The sequence below is a fragment of the Lyngbya sp. PCC 8106 genome (genome assembly GCF_000169095.1).
Lineage (GTDB): Bacteria > Cyanobacteriota > Cyanobacteriia > Cyanobacteriales > Microcoleaceae > Capilliphycus.
Map to the genome: position 1 here is coordinate 48,753 of NZ_AAVU01000012.1, position 18,809 is coordinate 67,561.

Sequence of the window (18,809 nt, forward strand, 5' to 3'; positions counted from 1 at the left end):
CTCCTAAACTCCTAAACTCCTAACTGGTGAGTGTAAAGAGTATCTCTCTGTTGAAAAGGACGCCCAATAGAAGTAATAGCCTGCTGTAACGTTTCGGGTTCCATACAAGTTCCGCCTATTGCTCCTGCCATTGTGGTAATGTGTTCTTCCATCAGAGTTCCGCCAATGTCATTACAGCCCCATTTTAGGGCTTCTGTCGCCCCTGCAAGCCCAAGTTTGACCCAACTCGGCTGATGGTTGGAAATCCAGTTTCCGAGGAAAATACGGGCGACTGCGGTGAGTAACAAATTATCGCTTAAGACAGGCTGATCTCGTCCAACTCGTCGGCGTAGAGAGGGAGGGGCTTCTTGACCCACAAATGGTAAGGCGATAAACTCAGTAATCTGAGCGCGATAGTTGTTTTTAATGGCGGTTTGTTGAAGCGATCGCAGTTTTTCTAAATGGGCAATTTGCTGTTGCGGAGTTTCAATATGACCACAGAGCATGGTACTGGTTGTCGGAACGCCTAAACGATGGGCGGTTTCAATGATTTCTAGCCAAGTTGCCGAGTTGATTTTTTCAGGACAGATCACCTGACGCACACGATCATCGAGAACTTCTGCTGCGGTTCCTGGCATGGAGTCTAATCCCGCTTCTTGGAGGGCGGCAATCACAACATCATAGCGAAGATGGTCTTGACGGGCAATGAATTGGATTTCTTGGGGTGAGAAGGCGTGAAGATGTAATTGGGGAAAGGTTTGTTTGATTGTGGCAATTAATTTGAGATAATAGGGCAGAGATGCACCGTTTACTTTGGCTTGGGGGTTGAGTCCGCCCTGCATACAAATTTCGGTTGCTCCGAGTTGAACGGCTGCGGTTGTTTTTTCTAAAATTTGAGCAGTATCTAACCAAAATGCACCGTCTTCTCCCTCGTCTCGCCGAAATGCACAAAAATTACAATGCTGTTCACAAATATTTGTAAAATTGATATTGCGGTTAATCACGTAGGTGACGGTATCTCCGGCTTGTTGATGGCGCAATTTGTCGCTGAGATCCCGGATAATTGTGATGATTGCCGGATCGGTTTGTTGGAGTAAGACAACCGCTTCTTTTGCTGAAATATCCTCTTGGGCAACAGCACGGTTTAAAATAGCATCTATGGTTTGAGTGAACATGAGAAAGCCCGCTTTTGTGGAATGTTGCATGATATCAGGCAGGTTTGGAGAAAAGGCTCATTCTGATATCCAGTGTGAACCGTTTTTCTCGCCTCGCCCTTGCTATCAATTATGATAATGATTTTTGGGTTCGATTTTGAGTTTCGATTTTGAACTTTAAATATACACTCGCTTTTTAATCTCTTTAAGTCTATGTTGATTAAACCTGATCATTCTCAATCGGCTAACAACTTTTCTGGGGTTTTTATCTCTAAGTTGTTGAGGTTTTTAATTCCGGTTTCGAGTTTAAGTTTGGTCTTGAGTTTGCTCGTTCCTTTTGATTTTTCTCGGGGTTTAAGTTCTGTTGTTCTCGCTCAAGTTTCTCCTTCTCCCGTTCAGGAAGACTCGCCAACTCAGGAGAAATCGACCACTGAAGAACCGATGATAGATGATCTTCAAACCCCAGAAGAATCTGAGGAGGATAATGATATTTTGTTTCCGAATCAGCCCCAACCTGAAGACAATTCTAGCCCGACAAATAAACCTGGCGATCGCAATAATCCTCTGCTTCCAAATCCTTCTCAACCTGAAGACAATTCTAGCCCGACAAATAAACCTGGCGATCGCAATGACTCTCAATCTGATTCTGAAGCGGATCCCGAACAATTATATGAAACAGGAATTGAACAATTTCGACAAGGGTTATTTTCTGAGGCTTTAGACACTTTTCAACAAGTTTTAGAACTTCGCCAAAAACAGCAGGAAAATTCATTAGAAGTCGCGGCGACGCTGAATTATTTAGGCGATGTTTACGCGAATATGGGGGAAAATACCGAAGCTGAAAAAGCGATTCAAAAAGCTTTGACGATTTATCGTCAGCAGGAAGCTAACAGTCAACAAGCACAGATTGGAGTCAGTCGCAGTTTAAATCTTTTGGGATTTGTCTACAGTAATACAGATAAAAATTCTGAGGCTTTGAAGTTACATCAAGAAGCATTGAAAATTGCTCAATCGGTTCAAGATCCTGAAAATATTGGTGAGTCTTTACATAATATTGCTTCGGTGTACACTCGTCAAGGTCAGTTTGAACAAGCCCTTGAATATTATGAACAAGCCAGAACTTACCGCGAACAAGTGGGAGATTTACGCGATGAAAGTCGCACATTGAATAATTTAGGAGCGCTCTATTTTAGTCGTGGAGATACTGAAAAAGCGATTGGAATTTATCAACAAGCTTTGGCGTTACGTCGTCAAATTGGAGATCAAGCGGGTGTAGGGCGGTTGCTGAGTAATATGGGGTATATTTATCAGAGATTGGGTGATAATTCTCAAGCATTAGTGTATTTTGAGCAAGCGGTGGGTTTGTTGGAAAGAATAGCAGATCAAGATAATGCGGCTCGAGTTTATGGTTTAATGGGTTCAATTTATGAAGCCCAGGAACAACCAACTGAAGCCCTAACAGCCTATCAAAAAGCAGTAGACTTGGCGCAAAAAGCTGATGATCGCAGTAGACTCTCTGAAGCTTTAGATCAGTTGGGTTATGTCTACTATCAGCAAGGTCAATATCAACAGGCTTTACAAACCTATCAACAAGCATTATCCTTGTATAAGCAGCTCGAAAATCAAGCTAAAACTGGAGCAACTCTCAATAAGATTGGAGAGGCTTATGAGGGGTTAGGTGAGTATTCTCAAGCACTAGAAAGTTTCCAGGAAGCGTTAGTGTTGCTGAAAGCTACCGGAGATACAGAAGGGGAAAAGGCTACTCGTGAAAGTATCGAGTCGGTGGAACAAAAACAAGGTCAATCACAACCCTAATTAGGGTGATCAGTTTGGGGATAATTTTGTAAAAAATTAACCTTCTTATAAAGAAAAGTGTTAATTAGACTACTGAAGTTACCGGGTTGATTGAGGTATTCTATGAATTAGAGATTCAGATCAAGTAAAAACATACAATTAATAGAATAGAACCCCGTGTCTAAATTTATTAAACACGGAGTCTATTGCATCGGAAAATGCAAACTGTGAAGTTAAGGTTTAAGTGTGATCTCGTAAATTCGCTGACAAATCGCAAATAGAGCTAGAGAAATCAGAAGTTTCATCGAGAATGGAGTTAATAAAAACACCCAAGCTAGAATCATACATCCTGATAAAACAACCAAAATTTGATGAATTTCGTCAGGAACAATAAACTTCATCAAGAGGGCTGCAACCAAAGAGATTGATAAACACAAATAAAGAACAATCACAACAGATAACCTCCCTTCAGATTTTCAGGTTAGTTAGCGATAAAATGATGTTGAGTTGCGATCCAATACAACTCTAGCCAGAATTTAGGATTGTCCTTTTTAAGTTTAGACATGGGATCACGAATGAGGCGGGTTGCATTAATAGAAACCACTTCAATCAATCCCATATTTTCAGAAATGTCCTTGAAAGCGTATTGTTGGGCTTGAAATTCTCGTCTTCTTTCTTGAGGATAATAAATCCCCAGATAGTAGAATTGTCGGCCTGAACGTTCGAGATAGCATTCAAGGACTTTGACATAACAGAAATCTAAAACCTTTCCGGCTTCAGGATAGTAATTCTCGACAAGATGAACAAACTCTTGAACGAGATAGTCTCTACTAATCATCATAGGCGTTGATAAGTAAGCCAACTTGGTCTTACATAGGGTAAACACCAAACTTTAGTACAAGGAGTTTTCAGCTTCTTACATTTGTTTTCAAATGTATTAAATAGATGCTGATAATCCTCTTGTCTGGAAGCGTCATCAGCAGTTTTAGCCGTACTCACCGGACAAAACTCCTGAATTTCTTTACAATATTGTGGCGGAGAATTGGAGATTTTGATGGTACGATGATTCTTGAGTGCGAGTTCTTCCTCTAACTCTTGATCAACGAGAAACTCACTATAGTCAGCCAAGTTATCAAGGCCTAAGATATTCAGCCAAAGTTCAGTTGTGACCCAAAAGCCAGCCTTGATGAAGAACTTTTTCCATCGAATTTCCATTAGCCCTAACCTTCTCATTACAAGATACGATCCCCTTCACTCGGCTGACTGATCCCCTGATTCAATTAGCCTTCATGTGATTTCAGAGAAGTTGAAACTGAATCGACATTCTAGGGTGAAGTGAGAGCGGAATTTACTTAACTTTAACTTCATTTTGAACGTAATCTGAACTAGATTCAGAGACTAGATAACTGTTGGAAGTTATAGTCGTGGGTAATCACTACAACTTCCAACTGCTTGTTCGTCTTTTAGTCGCTAATGTTAGAGATAAGCTTCTTGATGAGTCTTGATTGTGCAATTAGAGCGAGGATAAGCAACGCAAAGAAGCACCCATCCATTCTCAATTTGTTCATCATCAAGGAAACTTTGATCTTCTTGATCAATTTCACCTTCTACCATGCGACCTACACAGCTAGAACAAGCACCAGAACGACAAGAGGAGGGTAACTCAATTTCTTGTTCTTCTGCCGCATCTAAGATATAAGTATCTTCTGGAACATCAATGGTGACATCCACTTCTGCGATCTCTTCTTTCTTGCCCGTCTCTTTATTTTTTCTTTTAGCAACTTTCATGAGACGAACTTTGTAAGTAGCAGTCATGTGTGTTCTCCTCCATTTAAGAACGGTGATTAGAAACTTTTGTTAGCTACACGGAATAGCAGAAGGGGTACATTCACCCGCAGCAAAGGATTTACCACAGCTACAGGTTTCAGTCGCATTGGGGTTCTGAAAAATAAACCCCCCTTGCGTCAAGCTTTCCACAAAGTCGATAACAATCCCATCCAAAAGTGGCGCACTTTTAGGATCGACATAAATATGAACTTTGTCCTGCTCGAACACGAGATCATCTGGTTTGACGGTGCTGGTAATATCCATTGAATATTCGTAACCATTACAACCGCCATCAATCACACCCAGACGAATACCTTTTTGAGTTTCAGTGCTACTAGCACTATCTCGAACGACACTCCGAAGCCGAAAAGCAGCTTTTTCTGTAAATTTAACAGTCATCCCAATCTCCTGAACAATAATGAAGGGTAGTTCGTGGAGGTTAGCTAGCTAGCCTCTCCAAAGAAGGATACAAAAGCTCACTAGCCTTCGTGATCTGATTTGATTTGCCTTGACCACAAATCTGACAATTGGGATCATGGTAAGCGCGAAGCTTGTTAAATTTAGCGCTCCCTAAATCCATGGTGAGAAGTTGTCCCTTGAGCGTTTCTCCCAACCCGGTAATCAGCTTCACCGCTTCTAGAGCCGTCAAACAAGCCAGGGTTCCAGAAACCGCACCCAAGACCCCAAATCCCCACCGATCCCAATTGGGTTTTTCCGGAAAGATGCACGATAGACAAGGGGTTTGACGAGGGATAATCGTGCTTAGGTAAGCCTCCATTCCACTCATCGCCGCTTCAATCATCGGTTTATCCCACAATACACAAGCAGCGTTGAGCAAATCCCGTTCGTCAAAGTTGTGAGCGCAACTCAGGGCAAGATCAGAGCGTTTAACCAACCCATCGACGTTATCGGAGGTAATAAATTCCGGAATCGCCTCAATTTCGACATCAGGATTGATTTGAGATAGGGTTTCCTTCGCCTTTAGCACCCTCGGTTGACCCACCCAATCATGGGTCATCAAGATTTGACGGTTCATGTCATCGAGGCGCAAGTCTCCTCCTCGGACTAGGATTAATTTACCAATCCCAGCAACCGCGAGGTAAAGTGCGACTGTTCCCCCCAATCCACCCACGCCTGAAACCAGAGCAGTTGAGGCTTTCAGTTTGGCTTGTCCAGCTTCCCCGAAATCCGGAAGTTGCATTTGTCGCCGATAACGTTCAAGTTCTGTTGGTGTCAGTTCTAATCCGCCCATGATAATTTATGACTCAGTACCGATATCTTTGGTTAATACCACGTTTTTGGGTGCGTCTTTGAAGACTTTAAAGAGTTTGGTTTCTAGCGGGCTAGAAGTAACAAAGACTTGATAAGCTTCTTCTAAAGCGAGCTTATATTTGTCTAGTTTTTCCGCTTCGCTGAGATCCGGAAACGCTTTGTCAATTTCTTCAATTAACAGCGAGAACTGTTTTAAAATATGAAGACGATTGACATTAACAAAGGTCTGATCGTAAGGCAACTCAAAGAAGATAAAAAATTCTTCGGCATCTCTGAGCTTCTTGAATTCAGCAAAGCTTTTACTTGTAGTCGTCATTTGAGTTGAGCCTCCCAGGTTTTGAGTTGTTTTTTGAGTTCCGACAACTCACGAAAAATTTCGTAAGTTTTAGCCGCTTCTTCTGGCAATGTTTCAAAATCGGTGGGTAAACCCTCTGCCAGATCATGCAAGTCCATTTTGCTTTGACCTGCTTTGCTATTGAGGCGTTTGATTTTGGTTTTCAATTCCTCAACAGCTTCGGGAGTTGGAATTTCTGATGTTTGAGTCATTTAATCCACTCCTAATGAGTCAGTAACTTCAAGGGACAAAACAGGAAAGTATCCGTCTTTTTGATGCGGTTGTTTAGGCTTTCGCCGCATCAGAATAACGTTGAATATTATCTATCCCTGATTTGACCATTTTTTCTCCTTGAGTGGCTAATTTTTCCAAGGAGTCAAAACCATAGCGTTGAGCGTCCCGTAGCGTGCGGTTAACCACAATCAGGCGACCCGTCCAAACCAGCGCCCAACCAAATCCTTCGTGACTTAAATCAATCACAACTTGGCATAAGCTTCCGGTTTCTGTTTCTACACAAGTCGCAATTGCTCGATAGAAACACAAAATTCGGAGTCGAGTCGCAGGATCAACTTCTCCCTCAACAGAAATTGCACGTTTTTTGTTTTTGGTGACAACAAAAGGAGAAAGAACTAATTCATCAGACCAACTGCGATAAACACCGTAGTGATCTTGAGCGCGAATTTGTTGAACTAAGGCTTGGAGAAATAGATTAGATTCAACAATATTAGTGCCTGTTTCTAGGCTGGCAGTTTGTGTTGAACTCATGGCTGTTTGTTCGTTGTTAGTATATTAGGTAAGAATCGAAGACATCCAATCAGAATGTCAATTTTGTAAAGACGTGGCATCAACACATCATTACAAACTTTTGGGAAATTGAAGACTTAGATGAAGGGATTTACTCGTCTTCGTCTTCAAATCCAGCATAAGATAATTTTTCTTCTTCTTGCTGGATCACTTTCCGAAGCCAGGGCGGAGGATTCCCATTGAGAGTTTTGACTAATTTATCGAGAATTGCCAAAACTTCTTCTTCTTCAGATTGGGCTTTAACAGGCGTTATTTTTTTCCGAATTAAACGCGCTGCGGCACTCCCTCCAATTGCCAATACATAGACCAGAGTACAATCCGATAAGGCTTCGATTTTGGGAACCAGTTTATCCTCATTCCCATCTTCTTTTAGATTATCATCAAATTCCAGAGTATTCACAAAATTGTAACCCTGTTTTGTGACATCATAAACATCAATCATTCGCGCCGAACCAAAATGAGCATTGATGTGAACCTTGTCACTGGTTGTGAAAGCAACTTTCATCGTATAACCTCCTTTAGCTTGCTCTTTTTAAGGGGATAGAAATCCCACGCACGGGAAAGTCAAAATATTCTCTCGCCCGTTCCAAAGAATTTTGAATCATTCCTTCACCAAAATCCGCGAGGTGTTCTACAGATTCAAAACCGAAACTATCCGCATCTCGTAAGAACTGAGAAATCACCAACAAGCGACCACAAAAGACCAAAATCCAGCCCACATCATCTTGACCCAGATTGAGAAAGACCTCCGCCATTTGACCCGTTTCTTGCTCAAGACGAGACGCAATCGCCCGATAAAAAGCCGAAATCTTTTGTAGGCTTGGGATATCTTTATTCCCCTCTAAAGTCGAATCACCAATTAAAGATTTTAGCAACGATTCATCGGAGAAATCTTGATAAGCGGCCGTTGTATCTTGAACACGAACTTGTTTAACGATCTCTCTGACAAAAGAGGAATTGTACAGAGAAGAATTGGAGTGAGAAATGGCGATCTGGTGAATCATAGTTCTAGGTCTTCAGATGCAGTGTAGGAGGTGAATGATTCGCAACTCTTGTCAGAAACATTGGAAAGAATATAGACTTAATTCAGTCAATACAGTTTGAGGTTTTTGAGGCTTATGGTGCAAATCCTATCGAATCAAAAGCTGTATATTTCAACTTTTAATGATTAATTTGGGATTCTTCAGCCTCGATAAACAGATTACCTAAATCCATGAGAAACTGAATCGTTCCTCGATAACCCGTTAGGCATCTGTGACCATTTCCAAAACGGTCAAAAATTGGATAACCCATGCGATAGAGAGGAACATTGAGTCGTTGAGCGATTGCTCTCCCGTGAGAATTTGCAATCAACAAGTCTGATCCAACCGCTAAATTCTCAAAATCTTCTAAATCGCCAATCGTTACGTTTTCAATGGGTAAATTTTCCAGCAGAGGAGACTTCGTTGTCGTCACTGCCGCATGAATTTCAGCACCCATTTCATGCAATAACCAACTGGTTTGATACAACAAATCCGGTTCTAGAGCCAGCGAAATCCGCTTGCGACCAAAATAGAAATGCGTATCCAACATGGCATCCTGCAACTGACGTCGCTGACGATTGAACTGCGACGGCACCTCATAAGGTTGTACAAAATGAGCATCTTGACGGGAGTGAACAATCTTTGACAATCGCAACACCAGCCGATCCATTGCTTGTAAACCATTTAAGCGAGGAAACACCTCGTAATTCGTGCCGAACTTTTGCTTCAACGCCACCGCCGACTTCCGCATACTTTCGCCGATCGCAATCGTGAAAGAAGATTCCCCTAAACGCCGCAAATCATCTAAGGTAGTTCCTCCAGTCGTGACACTGTTGAACCCATCATCGAGATGCCCATCCATCGATCCCGACAAATCCGGTACCATCACAGCAGTTAACCCAAAGGCTTCAACAATGGATTTCACCTCTTCAACATCACCAGGGCCGAGGAGAGAACCTGCTAAAATAGTGACTCTTGCCTTGCGATCGCTACTGGGTATACTGTCCTCAGATTCAGCCAATACCCCGTAATCGGTGGTGACAATCTGCTCAACAGTTGCAGCATAACCATCTTGCATCGCCCCTTTGTAGTCGGGAGTCGAAACCGAAATAATCGGCAGCCAGTCGAGTTCAGGATGTTCACTGCGGAACGTTTTGAGGATGCGCTGCATATCATCCCCCCGCGTTTCCGTTAACCCCGTGGTCAACAAACCCAGTACATCCGGCTTGGCTTTTTCAGCCAGGGTTAAAATCGCCGTGAAAACATTATCCTCTCCGCCCAAGATCGAACTCACCTCAGTCATCGCCGTCGTAGACAAAGGAATCGCTTCTCGGAAGTGACGGACTAAAATCACTTTGGCAAAAGCAGTACAACCCTGAGAACCATGAAAGAGCGGAATCATTCCCTTCAGCCCCAGAAAAGCCAAAGATGCACCCAAAGGAGAACTTAACTTTAAAGGATTAACCGCCGCTGCTTTTGTAGGTTGAGTAATTGTTGTCATCTTAAACACCCCCAATTTCCGCGATTGGCTCTGCCACTGGCACTACCGTGCCAATCAGTTCTTTTTCACTGTTGGCTATCTCTTGGTCACTGTTCCCTGTTCCCTGTTCCCTGTTCCCTGCTATTGGTTCACCAATTCCCACTTCCCAAGGAGCAGAACAACGAACCTGTTGCCAAATGGGAGAATAAAGAGCTTCTTCAAGTTCTTTAGCCATCTCGATCATGCCTTCATAACCCGCATAGGCGTGATGACGTTCTTGGTTGATATCAAGGAAAGGAATACGAGCCTTCAAAGCCGTATATTGGTTACGACCTCCAGCAATTAACAGATCCGCGCCTGTTTGCTCAATCACTTTTAGTAATTCTTGCGGGCTTCCCTTTTCAATCGTGATCCCATCTTTACCCAACAACTTCTTGATCCGAGCTTTGTCTTCCTCGGTACTTTTCTTAGTGCTGGTAGCAACCACATCAATTCCCAAATCCTTCGCGGCGGAAATAATTGACCAACTCTTAACTCCTCCGGTATACAACACAACCCGCTTACCTCCGAGCCGAGCGCGATAGGGCGCAAGCTTTTGATCAAGGGCTGCATTTTCCGAAGCAATCAGTTTTTCTACCCGTTGTTTCAACTCTGCATCGCCAAAGTGATCGGCAATATTTCTCAGACAACGGTTCATGTCATCAATGCCGTAGAAAGATTCTTCGATGAAAGGAATGTTGTATTGTTCCTCCATCTTCCGCGCCATGTTGATCAACGCTTTCGAGCAGATCATCACATTTAGTTTGGCACGGTGGGCTTGACAGACTTCTTGGTAGCGAGCATCTCCGGTGATTTTAGCCAGCACCCGAATGCCGACCTTTTCAAACAACGGGAGAACATTCCACATTTCCCCAGCGATATTGTACTCACCGATGAGATTAATATCGAAAGGTGTGGTATACTCAGGTTCAGCCGTACCCACCACATGATCGAGTAAGGCTTCTCCAGCGAGTCGGTTGCCCAAATTTTTGCTTCCCACAAAACCTGCTGCATGAACAGGAATCACAGGAGTACCGTGTTTTTTAGCGGCTGCCTGACAGACGGCATCGAGATCATCTCCAATCAAAGCCGTTACACAGGTTGAATAAACAAATATTGCTGCGGGCTGATGGCTTTTAACGATTTGAGCGATCGCTTTATAGAGTCGCTTTTCACCGCCAAAAATGATATCATTTTCCGATAAGTCAGTTGTAAACCCAGTTTTGTAGGTCACGGGACCAGAAGAAAGACTGCCTCGACTTCCCCAGGAATTTCCTGAACAAGCAATAGGGCCATGAACTAGGTGAGCCGCATCAGTAATCGGTACGAGTGCAATAGAAGCTCCGTCAAAAGCGCAACCCCCTTGAGCCGCTCCAGGTTGTGCTTGTTGTTTGCACGCTTTCTTGTTGCTTTGTCCTTCCTTAGAATTATGTTCGCAACCTGGCTCGTTAACCAGTTCGGTGATTTTGCCTCGGGTGAGTTTCATAGCTCAGATGTGGAGTTGGTGGTCAGGTGTAGAGACGGTATAAAGTCGGTCGTGAGCGAATCCGTTGCGATCAGCCCTGAGAGTTGATTGTTCATCAACAAACGTATGGGGAGATGTCTTCGCCACACTGATCAGCAAGGTAGCTCAAAGCCCGAAAACGCAAACCAACAAACTCGTTATAGAGAGGATTCAATTCACACAACGGCGGAATATGAAACAGTTTGCGCCCCGCAAGAGTAATATCACGATCAAAGGGACAATCACTGGGAATCAGTCGGCAGATGATGTGAGCAAATCTTGCACTTTTGACTTCAATGTGGTCTACCCAACGATGCAAAGGAGCCAAAAGATCAAATAGGGGTTGAACGCGAGTGCGGCGCGTTGAATCGGAATTTTGGTAATGAGTGATTGCCATAGCAACCTCCCGGGTTTGTGATTGAGAGACCCGCATTGGCGGGCCTCTACCGCTCGATTAACGAACGAGGTCGAAGGAGATGTCTGTCTTCGAGGGGGTATTGGTGTTGCGATCTAACTCTTCAAACAGAGTATTCACAATCCAGTTGAGCAAGTTGATCGCACCGGAATAACCGATAGTAGAGTAGCGGTGTAAGTGATGACGATCAAAGATCGGGTAACCAATCCGAACTAACGGAGTCTTGGTATCACGCCACAGGTACTTACCGTAGGAATTTCCAATGAAGAAATCAACGGGTTCAGTGAACAGCAAGGAGCGTAAATGCCAGAGGTCTTTACCACCCCAAACAGTCGCTTGCTGACCATGAGGGCTAGAAGCCAGAAGTGCTTTAGCTTCTTCTTCAAATTTATTGTTGCTGTTTGTGACCAGAATGTGAACCGGTTCAATACCCATTTCCAGCATGAACTGTAACATTCCGATTACTAAATCTGGATCACCGTAGATCGCTGCACGCTTGCCGTGTACCCAAGCTTGAGTATCAGTCATCGCGTCAACTGCACGACCCCGCTCGATTTCGAGTTCTTCAGGAATCGCTTTTCCAGTGACTTCAGATAACTTCATCAAGAACTCATCTGTTCCGCGAACACCCCAAGGACGAGAAACAGTTGTGCCTTGCTTCCACTTCTTCTCGATCATCTTACGAGTTTGAACAGTGGGATAAGCTTGCAACGCAAAAGTATGTTCAGCGTTGATCGAATCTGCTCCATCCTCTAAAGTTGTACCACCTTGGTACATCTTGAATTCACCAGTATTCGGAGAATCCAAATAGAGTTCGTTGTCAGCTAAGATTGTGGCATCAATATCCATCGCTTTGAGGATATGCTTCAGTTCCCGCAGGTTGCCCATGTAGGTTTCAAAGCCAGGGATGATGTTGATTTTGCCGTTAGTCTTTTCGGCTTTTTTGCCTTCGGTGAGGTTTGACAGAATGCTCTTGAGCATATTGTCATAACCAGTAACGTGAGAACCCACAAAGCTCGGAGTATGAGCAAAAGGAACAGGTAACTCAGCCGGGATGGCTTCATCATTCTTAGCGTTTCCGATGAAGGAACCTAAGTCATCTCCGATTACTTCTGCCATACAAGTGGTGCAGACCGCAATCATTTTCGGCTTGTAAAGCGCATAGGAGTTTTGCAAACCGTCGATCATGTTCTTCAGGCCGCCGAAGACCGCTGCATCTTCAGTCATGGAGCTAGAAACGGCACTGAACGGTTCTTTGAAGTGACGAGTGAAGTGGGTACGGAAGTAAGCCACACACCCTTGAGAACCATGAACGAAAGGTAGTGTTCCTTCAAAACCAACAGCTGCTAAAATCGCACCTAAAGGTTGGCAAGCTTTTGCAGGGTTGATGGTGAGAGCTTCACGATTAAAGTTCTTCTCACGGTATTCCCAAGATTTAGTCCATTCTGCAACTTTTTCAACTTCTTCAGCCGCAGGCATTCCTTCAGCTTCACGCTTGCGATCAAACAGCTCTTGGTACTCAGGCTGATGAAATAACTCAACGTGATCTTTAATATTCTCGACGTTCTGAGACATGATGTTACTCTCCGTTCGTTGGGATTACTCGAATTCAATGGGGGTTAGGGTTTAGGGGTTAGGAGTTAGGGTTTAGGTTGTAGGGGAATTAAGCTTCCCCAACTCCTAATTCCCAACTCCCAATTCCTGACTCTTATTTCTTCCAGGGAGCGCCAATTAAGCCCCAGGTCGGACTTTTCAGTGCTAAGTCCATGTCACGGGCGAAGATTGCAAACCCGTCATAACCGTGGTAGGGACCAGAGTAATCCCAAGAGTGCATTTGACGGAAGGGTAAGCCCATTTTCTGGAATACATACTTCTCTTTGACTCCAGCCGCAACCAAATCAGGCTTGAGACCTTCAGCAAACTTCTCGAACTCATATCCCGTTACGTCATCATAGATAACTGTTGAATCTTTGACGTATTCGGCTGTCCGCTTGTAGTCGTCGTTGTGGCCAAATTCATAGCCAGTACCGACGATTTCCATTCCCAAATCGACAAAAGCGGGAACAACGTGGCGAGGACGTAGACCACCAACCATCAGCATCACTTTTTCACCTTCGAGCTTCGGACGATATTTAGCAATTACATCGTCAGCTTGCTTTTGGTATTTGGCGATAACGCGCTCTGCACCTTCTTTGATTTTGTCATCGAACAGTGCTGCGATCGCTCGTAAAGATTCAGCGATTTTGGTCGGGCCGAAGAAGTTGTATTCAAACCAGGGAATACCATACTTCTCTTCCATGTGACGGCTGATGTAGTTCATCGACCGATAGCAGTGGATGAGGTTCAGTTTGACTTTGGGAGTCATCTTCATCTCATGGAGAGTACCATCTCCAGACCACTGAGCTACAATCCGTAATCCCATTTCTTCGAGCAGGATACGGCTTGCCCAGGCATCTCCACCGATGTTGTAGTCTCCGATGATGGCTACATCATAGTCTGTGGATTCAAAGTCTGAGTCTTTGTTTTCTTCGTCGGCTTGGGGGAATACCCAGTCACGAATGATGTCGTTAGCGATGTGGTGTCCTAAGGACTGGGAAACACCCCGGAAGCCTTCGCAACGAACGGGAGCAACAGTTTTACCTGTTTTTTTGGTTGCCGCGCGTGCAACACTTTCAATGTCGTCTCCGATTAGACCAACCGGACATTCTGATTGAATACTGACACCGCCGTTAAGGGGGAACAGTTCTTCGATTTCGTCGATGATTTTGCCGAGTTTTTTGTCACCACCGAACACGATGTCGCGTTCTTGGAAGTCGGAGGTGAAGTTCATCGTTCCGAAGGTATCAACTCCGGTTGTACCGATGTAGTAGTTGCGACGACCTGACCAGGAATAATAACCGCAACCGACAGGACCATGAGAGATGTGAACCATGTCCTTAATCGGACCCCAAACCACCCCTTTAGAACCTGCATAAGCACAACCACGAGCGGTCATTACACCGGGAAGTGATTTGACGTTGGATTTTACTCCGCAGTCTGTCTTGCCCTCTTCCTGGACGTTCAGATGCTTTTCCCGTTTTTTCTTGGCTTTTTCGGGGTAAGCTTCTAGAACGTCCTGAATTAACTGTTTGTTATCCTCTACAGTTGACATGGTGTTCCTCTGTTGTTGGTGATTAGCGATTGTTGAGCGCCGTGTGCGGGCGGGGGAGTTAACCGTTAACAAATTGGATTAAATCTGAAATCTTGTTAACGATCAACTCACGTAGCGGGCGGGTTGACTAGGCTTTCTTGACGTTAGTTGCTTTGAGAAGCTCTTGCTCTTTTTCGTCAGCTTCTCGTACTTTCGCGTACTCTTCTTCAGAACCCAACAGACCGTAGTTGATTAACAGTTCTTCGAGGGTGTCGTTGTCAATCGGTGTCGGGATAGTCAGCTTGGTGTTTTCTTCGATCTTCTTGGCTAGTGTGCGATATTCTGCCGATTGTTCGTGGTCGGGAGAATATTGGATACAAGTCATCCGGCGTAATTCAGCTTCTTGTACCTGCTTGGAGCGAGGAACGAAGTGAATCATTTGAGTGTTTAACCGTTCTGCTAATTCTTCAATCAAGTTAACTTCACGGTTAACGTTACGGCTGTTACAGATTAAGCCGCCTAAGCGAACTCCACCTGTATGAGCATATTTCAGAACGCCTCGTGCGATGTTGTTCGCGGCATACATCGCCATCATTTCTCCAGAAGTTACGATGTAGATTTCTTGTGCTTTTCCTTCACGGATAGGCATTGCGAAACCACCGCAAACAACGTCACCTAGTACGTCATAGGATACGAAGTCTAAATCTTCGTAAGCGCCTTCTTCTTCTAAGAAGTTGATGGAGGTGATAATACCACGACCTGCACATCCAACACCGGGTTCAGGACCACCAGATTCTACGCACTTGATGCCTTCAAATCCTTCGAGCAGTACATCATCGAGTTCTAGATCTTCAACTGAACCCCGTTCTGCGGCCAACGATAGAACTGTAACCTGAGCTTTACAGTTGAGGATCAAACGAGTGGAGTCAGCTTTCGGGTCACAACCAACAATCATGATGCGATTGCCGTTTTGTGCCATTCCAGCCAGGGTGTTTTGAGAAGTGGTGGATTTACCGATACCGCCTTTACCGTAAAATGCAATTTGTCGCATGGTGTTTCTCGCTTTAACTCGACTTAAGTTTGACAGTTGAAAACCAAATAAACTGGGAAATTCTGTAATCGTTGAAACATTAACCTGATTTGAAATCAGTCATGTCCATTGATTCAAAGTTTCATCCGGGTTTATTTTGTTTTGACAGGTAGACTTCAGAACACAATTCTTTCAGAACCGATCCGAGAGTTCTCGTTCATCTATTAGGAATATTATTCCAATAAAAATTCGGTTTCTGTTAGAAATGAGACAAAATCTTTTGAGAGATATGTGCGTTTTTACACGCGGTCTTGAGTTGAGTAATCGGTTGAAGACCGATTAGGGGGTTGAAAGGGGGAGTCTGGCTATGACGTGAGGATTGAGTGGGGAATTTATGAATTTCTATGAACTTCAAGAAACTGCATTCCTTACGAAATCCTTAAGCTTAACCGAGACTCACAATCAACATCAAACCCCTGGCTGAGAAAGCGACGCTTCGGGCGGCGATCGCTCTCGTCTTTCATTTTTAGGAAGTAGATACATGGTGAATAATTAGGAATGAGAGGTTTTGAGGAAGTCTTAAGTTAAAGTTAAATTTATTCAACTTAACTTCTCAATTAGAAAATCAAATCTATTAGAGAAAGTCTTAAGTTAAAGTTAAATTTCTTTAACTGAAAACCTCAATTGAGGGGTCAAACTGCTTCAACAATGAGATCGGGTGACACTGTGGCGCGTAATGTGCCTTCGATCGCAATTTTGAGGGTTTCTGTACTGCTGGCACAACTGCTACAAGCACCTTGCAGAATTACCTTAACGCGATCACCTTCAACATCAAACAGTTCGACATTACCGCCATCCTTGGCTAAAACCGGTTTGATTTGTTCAGTTAACACCTGCTGAATCAGCGTAATCTTTTGCAGATTGGTGAGAACCTTCGGTGGAGCCAAAGTCGCTGTGGCTGTCGCTGAAGCCGTTTGAGCAGCAGGGGCCGATGTAATTCCAGTCAGTCTCGCTTCGGAAACTTCAATCAAAATATCATCGATATCCGTCAGACAAGACCCACAGCCACCGCCAGCTTTGACGTAGTTGGTCACTTGTTCGGCCGTTTCGAGATCATTTTCAAGAATAATCCGCCGAATCCGAGGCTCACTAATTCCAAAACAAGAACAAATCAGACGACCTTCATCTTCTTCGTGAACTTCAATCGGAATCCCTTTGTAGGTATGAATAGCCGCTTCTAACGCTTCCTGTCCCATCACAGAACAGTGCATTTTTTCTTCCGGCAACCCACCCAAGTAGTCTGCGATTTGGCGATTGGTCAATTGCATCGCGTCTTCAACCTTCTTACCAATCAGTAATTCAGTTAAAGCCTCAGAAGAAGCAATCGCACTAGCGCAACCAAAGGTTTGAAAGCGAGCATCCTTAATGATTTGTGTTGCTTCGTCAATTTTGAGGTGAAGACGGAGAGCATCCCCGCAGGCAATACTACCCACTTCTCCAGTAACAACCTTTTCGCCTTCTTCAGTATCAGTAATGGTTCCCTGATTGTGAGGATTTTGGAAATATTCCATTACTTTGTCGGTGTAGTCCCACATGGCAACCTCTTTTACAGTTATTAGTTATGCAGTGATCAGTAACCAGTGTTTACAGTTATCAGTGATCCAGTCACCCGTTTTTCCAGTTTATGAATATTCCGGGTTTCCTGTTCCCTGTAATCTGTAACAAGTTCTCTAATGAGCGAGTACAGCCTTTTCTTGCTCTTGCAACCATTCAGCATCATCACTATTAAAAGGAGACATCGCTCGCAGACGTTCAACGACTTGTGGCATCACCTCTAACACCCGGTCTATTTCAGCAACAGTTGTGTAGCGAGAGAGTGAAAAGCGAATTGATCCGTGGAGGACACTATAAGGAAGTCCTAATGCTCGCAAAACGTGAGATGGTTCTAGAGAACCCGAAGTGCAAGCCGAACCGGAGGAGGCACAGATGCCAAATTGGTTCAGTGATAAGAGTATCGCTTCTCCCTCGATATACTTGAAGCCAATATTAGTGGTATTGGGTAGGCGTTTGGTCGAATGACCGTTGACAACCGTATTCGGAATCGCGCTGAGGATACCTTGTTCTAAGCGATCGCGGAGGCGTTTTTCAGTCTCAACTTCCAGTAAGTGCTGTTGAGCCAGTTCAGCCGCCTTGCCTAAAGCAACAATCCCGGCAACATTCTCGGTACCGCCACGACGACCCCGTTCTTGATGTCCGCCAATCATAAACGGACGGAATCTAACTCCTCGACGAACATAGAGCGCGCCAATCCCTTTCGGTGCATGGATTTTGTGACCCGATAAGGTCAGCATATCGATCGTGCTAGTCTTCATATCCAGGGGAACTTTGCCCACGGCTTGGACTGCATCGACATGGAATAGAGCGCCTTTTTCTTTAACGATCTGTCCAATTTCCTCGATGGGGAAAATCACGCCGGTTTCGTTGTTGGCATACATAACGCTGACTAGAGCGGTATTACCTGTGAGGGCGGCTTCGAGTTCGTGTAAGTCGAGTAAACCTTTATCGTCAACGGAAAGATAAGTGACGGTATAACCTTCTTTTTCTAACCGCTTGCACAAGTTTAGGACTGCGGGATGCTCAACGACAGTAGTGATGATGTGCCGTTTGTTGGGTTGAGCGGAAAGTGCGGCGCGAATCGCTGCATTATCTCCTTCGGTGCCACAACTGGTAAAGACAATTTCAGAAGCCTCTGCACCTAAAAGGGATGCAACTTGTTCTCGGCCTTGTTTAACAGCTTGTCCTACTTTTCCTCCGAAGCTGTGCATACTAGAGGGATTTCCGAAGTAGGTGGTCAGGTAAGGTAACATAGCCTCGATGACCGCTTGATCGACTCCAGTTGTGGCGTTATTGTCAAGATAAATACAGTCTTTCATTGCCCTCTCCGTGGTGACAGTTAGCCGTAATTTCTCATCTCGTAATCAGTTGCCGTTCGTTATCGGTGAGTCTGGGTCACATCTGTCTCAAT

The 18,809-nt window shown here is 44.3% G+C and carries 21 protein-coding genes; 1 reads left to right on the plus strand and 20 read right to left on the minus strand.

The window, feature by feature from the left end:
• Positions 1-11 precede the first annotated feature (11 nt).
• Positions 12-1,184 (minus strand): 7,8-didemethyl-8-hydroxy-5-deazariboflavin synthase subunit CofH, encoded by a 1,173-nt coding sequence (gene cofH / locus L8106_RS10135; protein WP_009784181.1) that lies wholly within the window; start codon positions 1,182-1,184, stop codon positions 12-14.
• A gap of 162 nt (positions 1,185-1,346) precedes the next feature.
• Here cofH and L8106_RS10140 point away from each other — a divergent pair, with 162 nt between their 5' ends.
• Complete coding sequence (locus L8106_RS10140; protein ID WP_009784182.1) at positions 1,347-2,948, plus strand: tetratricopeptide repeat protein; 1,602 nt, start codon at positions 1,347-1,349, stop codon at positions 2,946-2,948.
• A 212-nt stretch (positions 2,949-3,160) separates the two neighbouring features.
• Here the strand turns inward: L8106_RS10140 and L8106_RS10145 are convergent, their stop codons facing one another.
• The 19 genes from L8106_RS10145 to nifS form a co-directional block, all read right to left on the minus strand.
• A complete protein-coding gene (locus tag L8106_RS10145) occupies positions 3,161-3,379 on the minus strand; it encodes a hypothetical protein (RefSeq protein WP_009784183.1) in 219 nt (72 codons plus the stop codon).
• A 29-nt stretch (positions 3,380-3,408) separates the two neighbouring features.
• Positions 3,409-3,768: a hypothetical protein gene (locus tag L8106_RS10150; RefSeq protein WP_009784184.1), complete on the minus strand. Its 360-nt coding sequence runs from the start codon at positions 3,766-3,768 to the stop codon at positions 3,409-3,411.
• Positions 3,765-4,142: a hypothetical protein gene (locus L8106_RS29525; protein ID WP_050779103.1), complete on the minus strand. Its 378-nt coding sequence runs from the start codon at positions 4,140-4,142 to the stop codon at positions 3,765-3,767. The genes L8106_RS10150 and L8106_RS29525 overlap by 4 nt, the downstream gene beginning before the upstream one ends.
• A 261-nt stretch (positions 4,143-4,403) precedes the next feature.
• A complete protein-coding gene (locus L8106_RS10160; protein WP_009784186.1) occupies positions 4,404-4,742 on the minus strand; it encodes a 2Fe-2S iron-sulfur cluster-binding protein in 339 nt (112 codons plus the stop codon).
• A gap of 42 nt (positions 4,743-4,784) precedes the next feature.
• Positions 4,785-5,153, minus strand: a complete 369-nt coding sequence (locus L8106_RS10165) for an iron-sulfur cluster assembly accessory protein (RefSeq protein ID WP_009784187.1) — start codon at positions 5,151-5,153, stop codon at positions 4,785-4,787.
• Positions 5,154-5,193: 40 nt separating this feature from the next.
• Positions 5,194-6,006: a HesA/MoeB/ThiF family protein gene (locus L8106_RS10170; protein ID WP_009784188.1), complete on the minus strand. Its 813-nt coding sequence runs from the start codon at positions 6,004-6,006 to the stop codon at positions 5,194-5,196.
• A gap of 6 nt (positions 6,007-6,012) precedes the next feature.
• Entirely contained in the window at positions 6,013-6,342 is a 330-nt protein-coding gene (gene nifW, locus L8106_RS10175; RefSeq protein WP_009784189.1) for a nitrogenase-stabilizing/protective protein NifW, read from the minus strand.
• Entirely contained in the window at positions 6,339-6,572 is a 234-nt protein-coding gene (locus tag L8106_RS10180) for a CCE_0567 family metalloprotein (protein ID WP_009784190.1), read from the minus strand. Before L8106_RS10180 ends, nifW begins: the two co-directional genes overlap by 4 nt.
• 73 nt (positions 6,573-6,645) lie before the next feature.
• Complete coding sequence (locus L8106_RS10185) at positions 6,646-7,125, minus strand: NifX-associated nitrogen fixation protein (RefSeq protein WP_009784191.1); 480 nt, start codon at positions 7,123-7,125, stop codon at positions 6,646-6,648.
• A 130-nt stretch (positions 7,126-7,255) separates the two neighbouring features.
• Complete coding sequence (nifX, locus tag L8106_RS10190; protein ID WP_009784192.1) at positions 7,256-7,669, minus strand: nitrogen fixation protein NifX; 414 nt, start codon at positions 7,667-7,669, stop codon at positions 7,256-7,258.
• A 13-nt stretch (positions 7,670-7,682) separates the two neighbouring features.
• Positions 7,683-8,168: a DUF269 domain-containing protein gene (locus L8106_RS10195; RefSeq protein WP_009784193.1), complete on the minus strand. Its 486-nt coding sequence runs from the start codon at positions 8,166-8,168 to the stop codon at positions 7,683-7,685.
• 157 nt (positions 8,169-8,325) lie between these two features.
• Complete coding sequence (gene nifN, locus L8106_RS10200) at positions 8,326-9,687, minus strand: nitrogenase iron-molybdenum cofactor biosynthesis protein NifN (protein WP_039895938.1); 1,362 nt, start codon at positions 9,685-9,687, stop codon at positions 8,326-8,328.
• Between the two features lies 1 nt (position 9,688).
• A complete protein-coding gene (gene nifE / locus L8106_RS10205; protein WP_009784195.1) occupies positions 9,689-11,191 on the minus strand; it encodes a nitrogenase iron-molybdenum cofactor biosynthesis protein NifE in 1,503 nt (500 codons plus the stop codon).
• A gap of 94 nt (positions 11,192-11,285) precedes the next feature.
• Entirely contained in the window at positions 11,286-11,606 is a 321-nt protein-coding gene (locus L8106_RS10210) for a Mo-dependent nitrogenase C-terminal domain-containing protein (protein ID WP_050779104.1), read from the minus strand.
• 57 nt (positions 11,607-11,663) lie between these two features.
• Positions 11,664-13,199: a nitrogenase molybdenum-iron protein subunit beta gene (gene nifK / locus L8106_RS10215; protein ID WP_009784197.1), complete on the minus strand. Its 1,536-nt coding sequence runs from the start codon at positions 13,197-13,199 to the stop codon at positions 11,664-11,666.
• Positions 13,200-13,332: 133 nt separating this feature from the next.
• A complete protein-coding gene (gene nifD / locus L8106_RS10220; protein ID WP_009784198.1) occupies positions 13,333-14,775 on the minus strand; it encodes a nitrogenase molybdenum-iron protein alpha chain in 1,443 nt (480 codons plus the stop codon).
• Between the two features lie 127 nt (positions 14,776-14,902).
• Entirely contained in the window at positions 14,903-15,805 is a 903-nt protein-coding gene (gene nifH / locus L8106_RS10225) for a nitrogenase iron protein (RefSeq protein ID WP_009784199.1), read from the minus strand.
• 671 nt (positions 15,806-16,476) lie between these two features.
• On the minus strand, positions 16,477-17,379 hold the full coding sequence (gene nifU / locus L8106_RS10230) for a Fe-S cluster assembly protein NifU (protein WP_009784200.1): 903 nt from the start codon (positions 17,377-17,379) through the stop codon (positions 16,477-16,479).
• 135 nt (positions 17,380-17,514) lie between these two features.
• On the minus strand, positions 17,515-18,717 hold the full coding sequence (nifS, locus tag L8106_RS10235; protein WP_009784202.1) for a cysteine desulfurase NifS: 1,203 nt from the start codon (positions 18,715-18,717) through the stop codon (positions 17,515-17,517).
• Positions 18,718-18,809 lie beyond the last annotated feature (92 nt).

What these genes read in the sequence shown, in the direction of transcription:
- cofH (WP_009784181.1), bottom strand. Translation starts at nt 1,184, where the DNA reads ATGCAACATTCCACAAAAGCGGGCTTTCTCATGTTCACTCAAACCATA.
- L8106_RS10140 (WP_009784182.1), top strand. Translation starts at nt 1,347, where the DNA reads ATGTTGATTAAACCTGATCATTCTCAATCGGCTAACAACTTTTCTGGG.
- L8106_RS10150 (WP_009784184.1), bottom strand. Translation starts at nt 3,768, where the DNA reads ATGATGATTAGTAGAGACTATCTCGTTCAAGAGTTTGTTCATCTTGTC.
- L8106_RS29525 (WP_050779103.1), bottom strand. Translation starts at nt 4,142, where the DNA reads ATGGAAATTCGATGGAAAAAGTTCTTCATCAAGGCTGGCTTTTGGGTC.
- L8106_RS10160 (WP_009784186.1), bottom strand. Translation starts at nt 4,742, where the DNA reads ATGACTGCTACTTACAAAGTTCGTCTCATGAAAGTTGCTAAAAGAAAA.
- L8106_RS10165 (WP_009784187.1), bottom strand. Translation starts at nt 5,153, where the DNA reads ATGACTGTTAAATTTACAGAAAAAGCTGCTTTTCGGCTTCGGAGTGTC.
- L8106_RS10170 (WP_009784188.1), bottom strand. Translation starts at nt 6,006, where the DNA reads ATGGGCGGATTAGAACTGACACCAACAGAACTTGAACGTTATCGGCGA.
- nifW (WP_009784189.1), bottom strand. Translation starts at nt 6,342, where the DNA reads ATGACGACTACAAGTAAAAGCTTTGCTGAATTCAAGAAGCTCAGAGAT.
- L8106_RS10180 (WP_009784190.1), bottom strand. Translation starts at nt 6,572, where the DNA reads ATGACTCAAACATCAGAAATTCCAACTCCCGAAGCTGTTGAGGAATTG.
- L8106_RS10185 (WP_009784191.1), bottom strand. Translation starts at nt 7,125, where the DNA reads ATGAGTTCAACACAAACTGCCAGCCTAGAAACAGGCACTAATATTGTT.
- nifX (WP_009784192.1), bottom strand. Translation starts at nt 7,669, where the DNA reads ATGAAAGTTGCTTTCACAACCAGTGACAAGGTTCACATCAATGCTCAT.
- L8106_RS10195 (WP_009784193.1), bottom strand. Translation starts at nt 8,168, where the DNA reads ATGATTCACCAGATCGCCATTTCTCACTCCAATTCTTCTCTGTACAAT.
- nifN (WP_039895938.1), bottom strand. Translation starts at nt 9,687, where the DNA reads ATGACAACAATTACTCAACCTACAAAAGCAGCGGCGGTTAATCCTTTA.
- nifE (WP_009784195.1), bottom strand. Translation starts at nt 11,191, where the DNA reads ATGAAACTCACCCGAGGCAAAATCACCGAACTGGTTAACGAGCCAGGT.
- L8106_RS10210 (WP_050779104.1), bottom strand. Translation starts at nt 11,606, where the DNA reads ATGGCAATCACTCATTACCAAAATTCCGATTCAACGCGCCGCACTCGC.
- nifK (WP_009784197.1), bottom strand. Translation starts at nt 13,199, where the DNA reads ATGTCTCAGAACGTCGAGAATATTAAAGATCACGTTGAGTTATTTCAT.
- nifD (WP_009784198.1), bottom strand. Translation starts at nt 14,775, where the DNA reads ATGTCAACTGTAGAGGATAACAAACAGTTAATTCAGGACGTTCTAGAA.
- nifH (WP_009784199.1), bottom strand. Translation starts at nt 15,805, where the DNA reads ATGCGACAAATTGCATTTTACGGTAAAGGCGGTATCGGTAAATCCACC.
- nifU (WP_009784200.1), bottom strand. Translation starts at nt 17,379, where the DNA reads ATGTGGGACTACACCGACAAAGTAATGGAATATTTCCAAAATCCTCAC.
- nifS (WP_009784202.1), bottom strand. Translation starts at nt 18,717, where the DNA reads ATGAAAGACTGTATTTATCTTGACAATAACGCCACAACTGGAGTCGAT.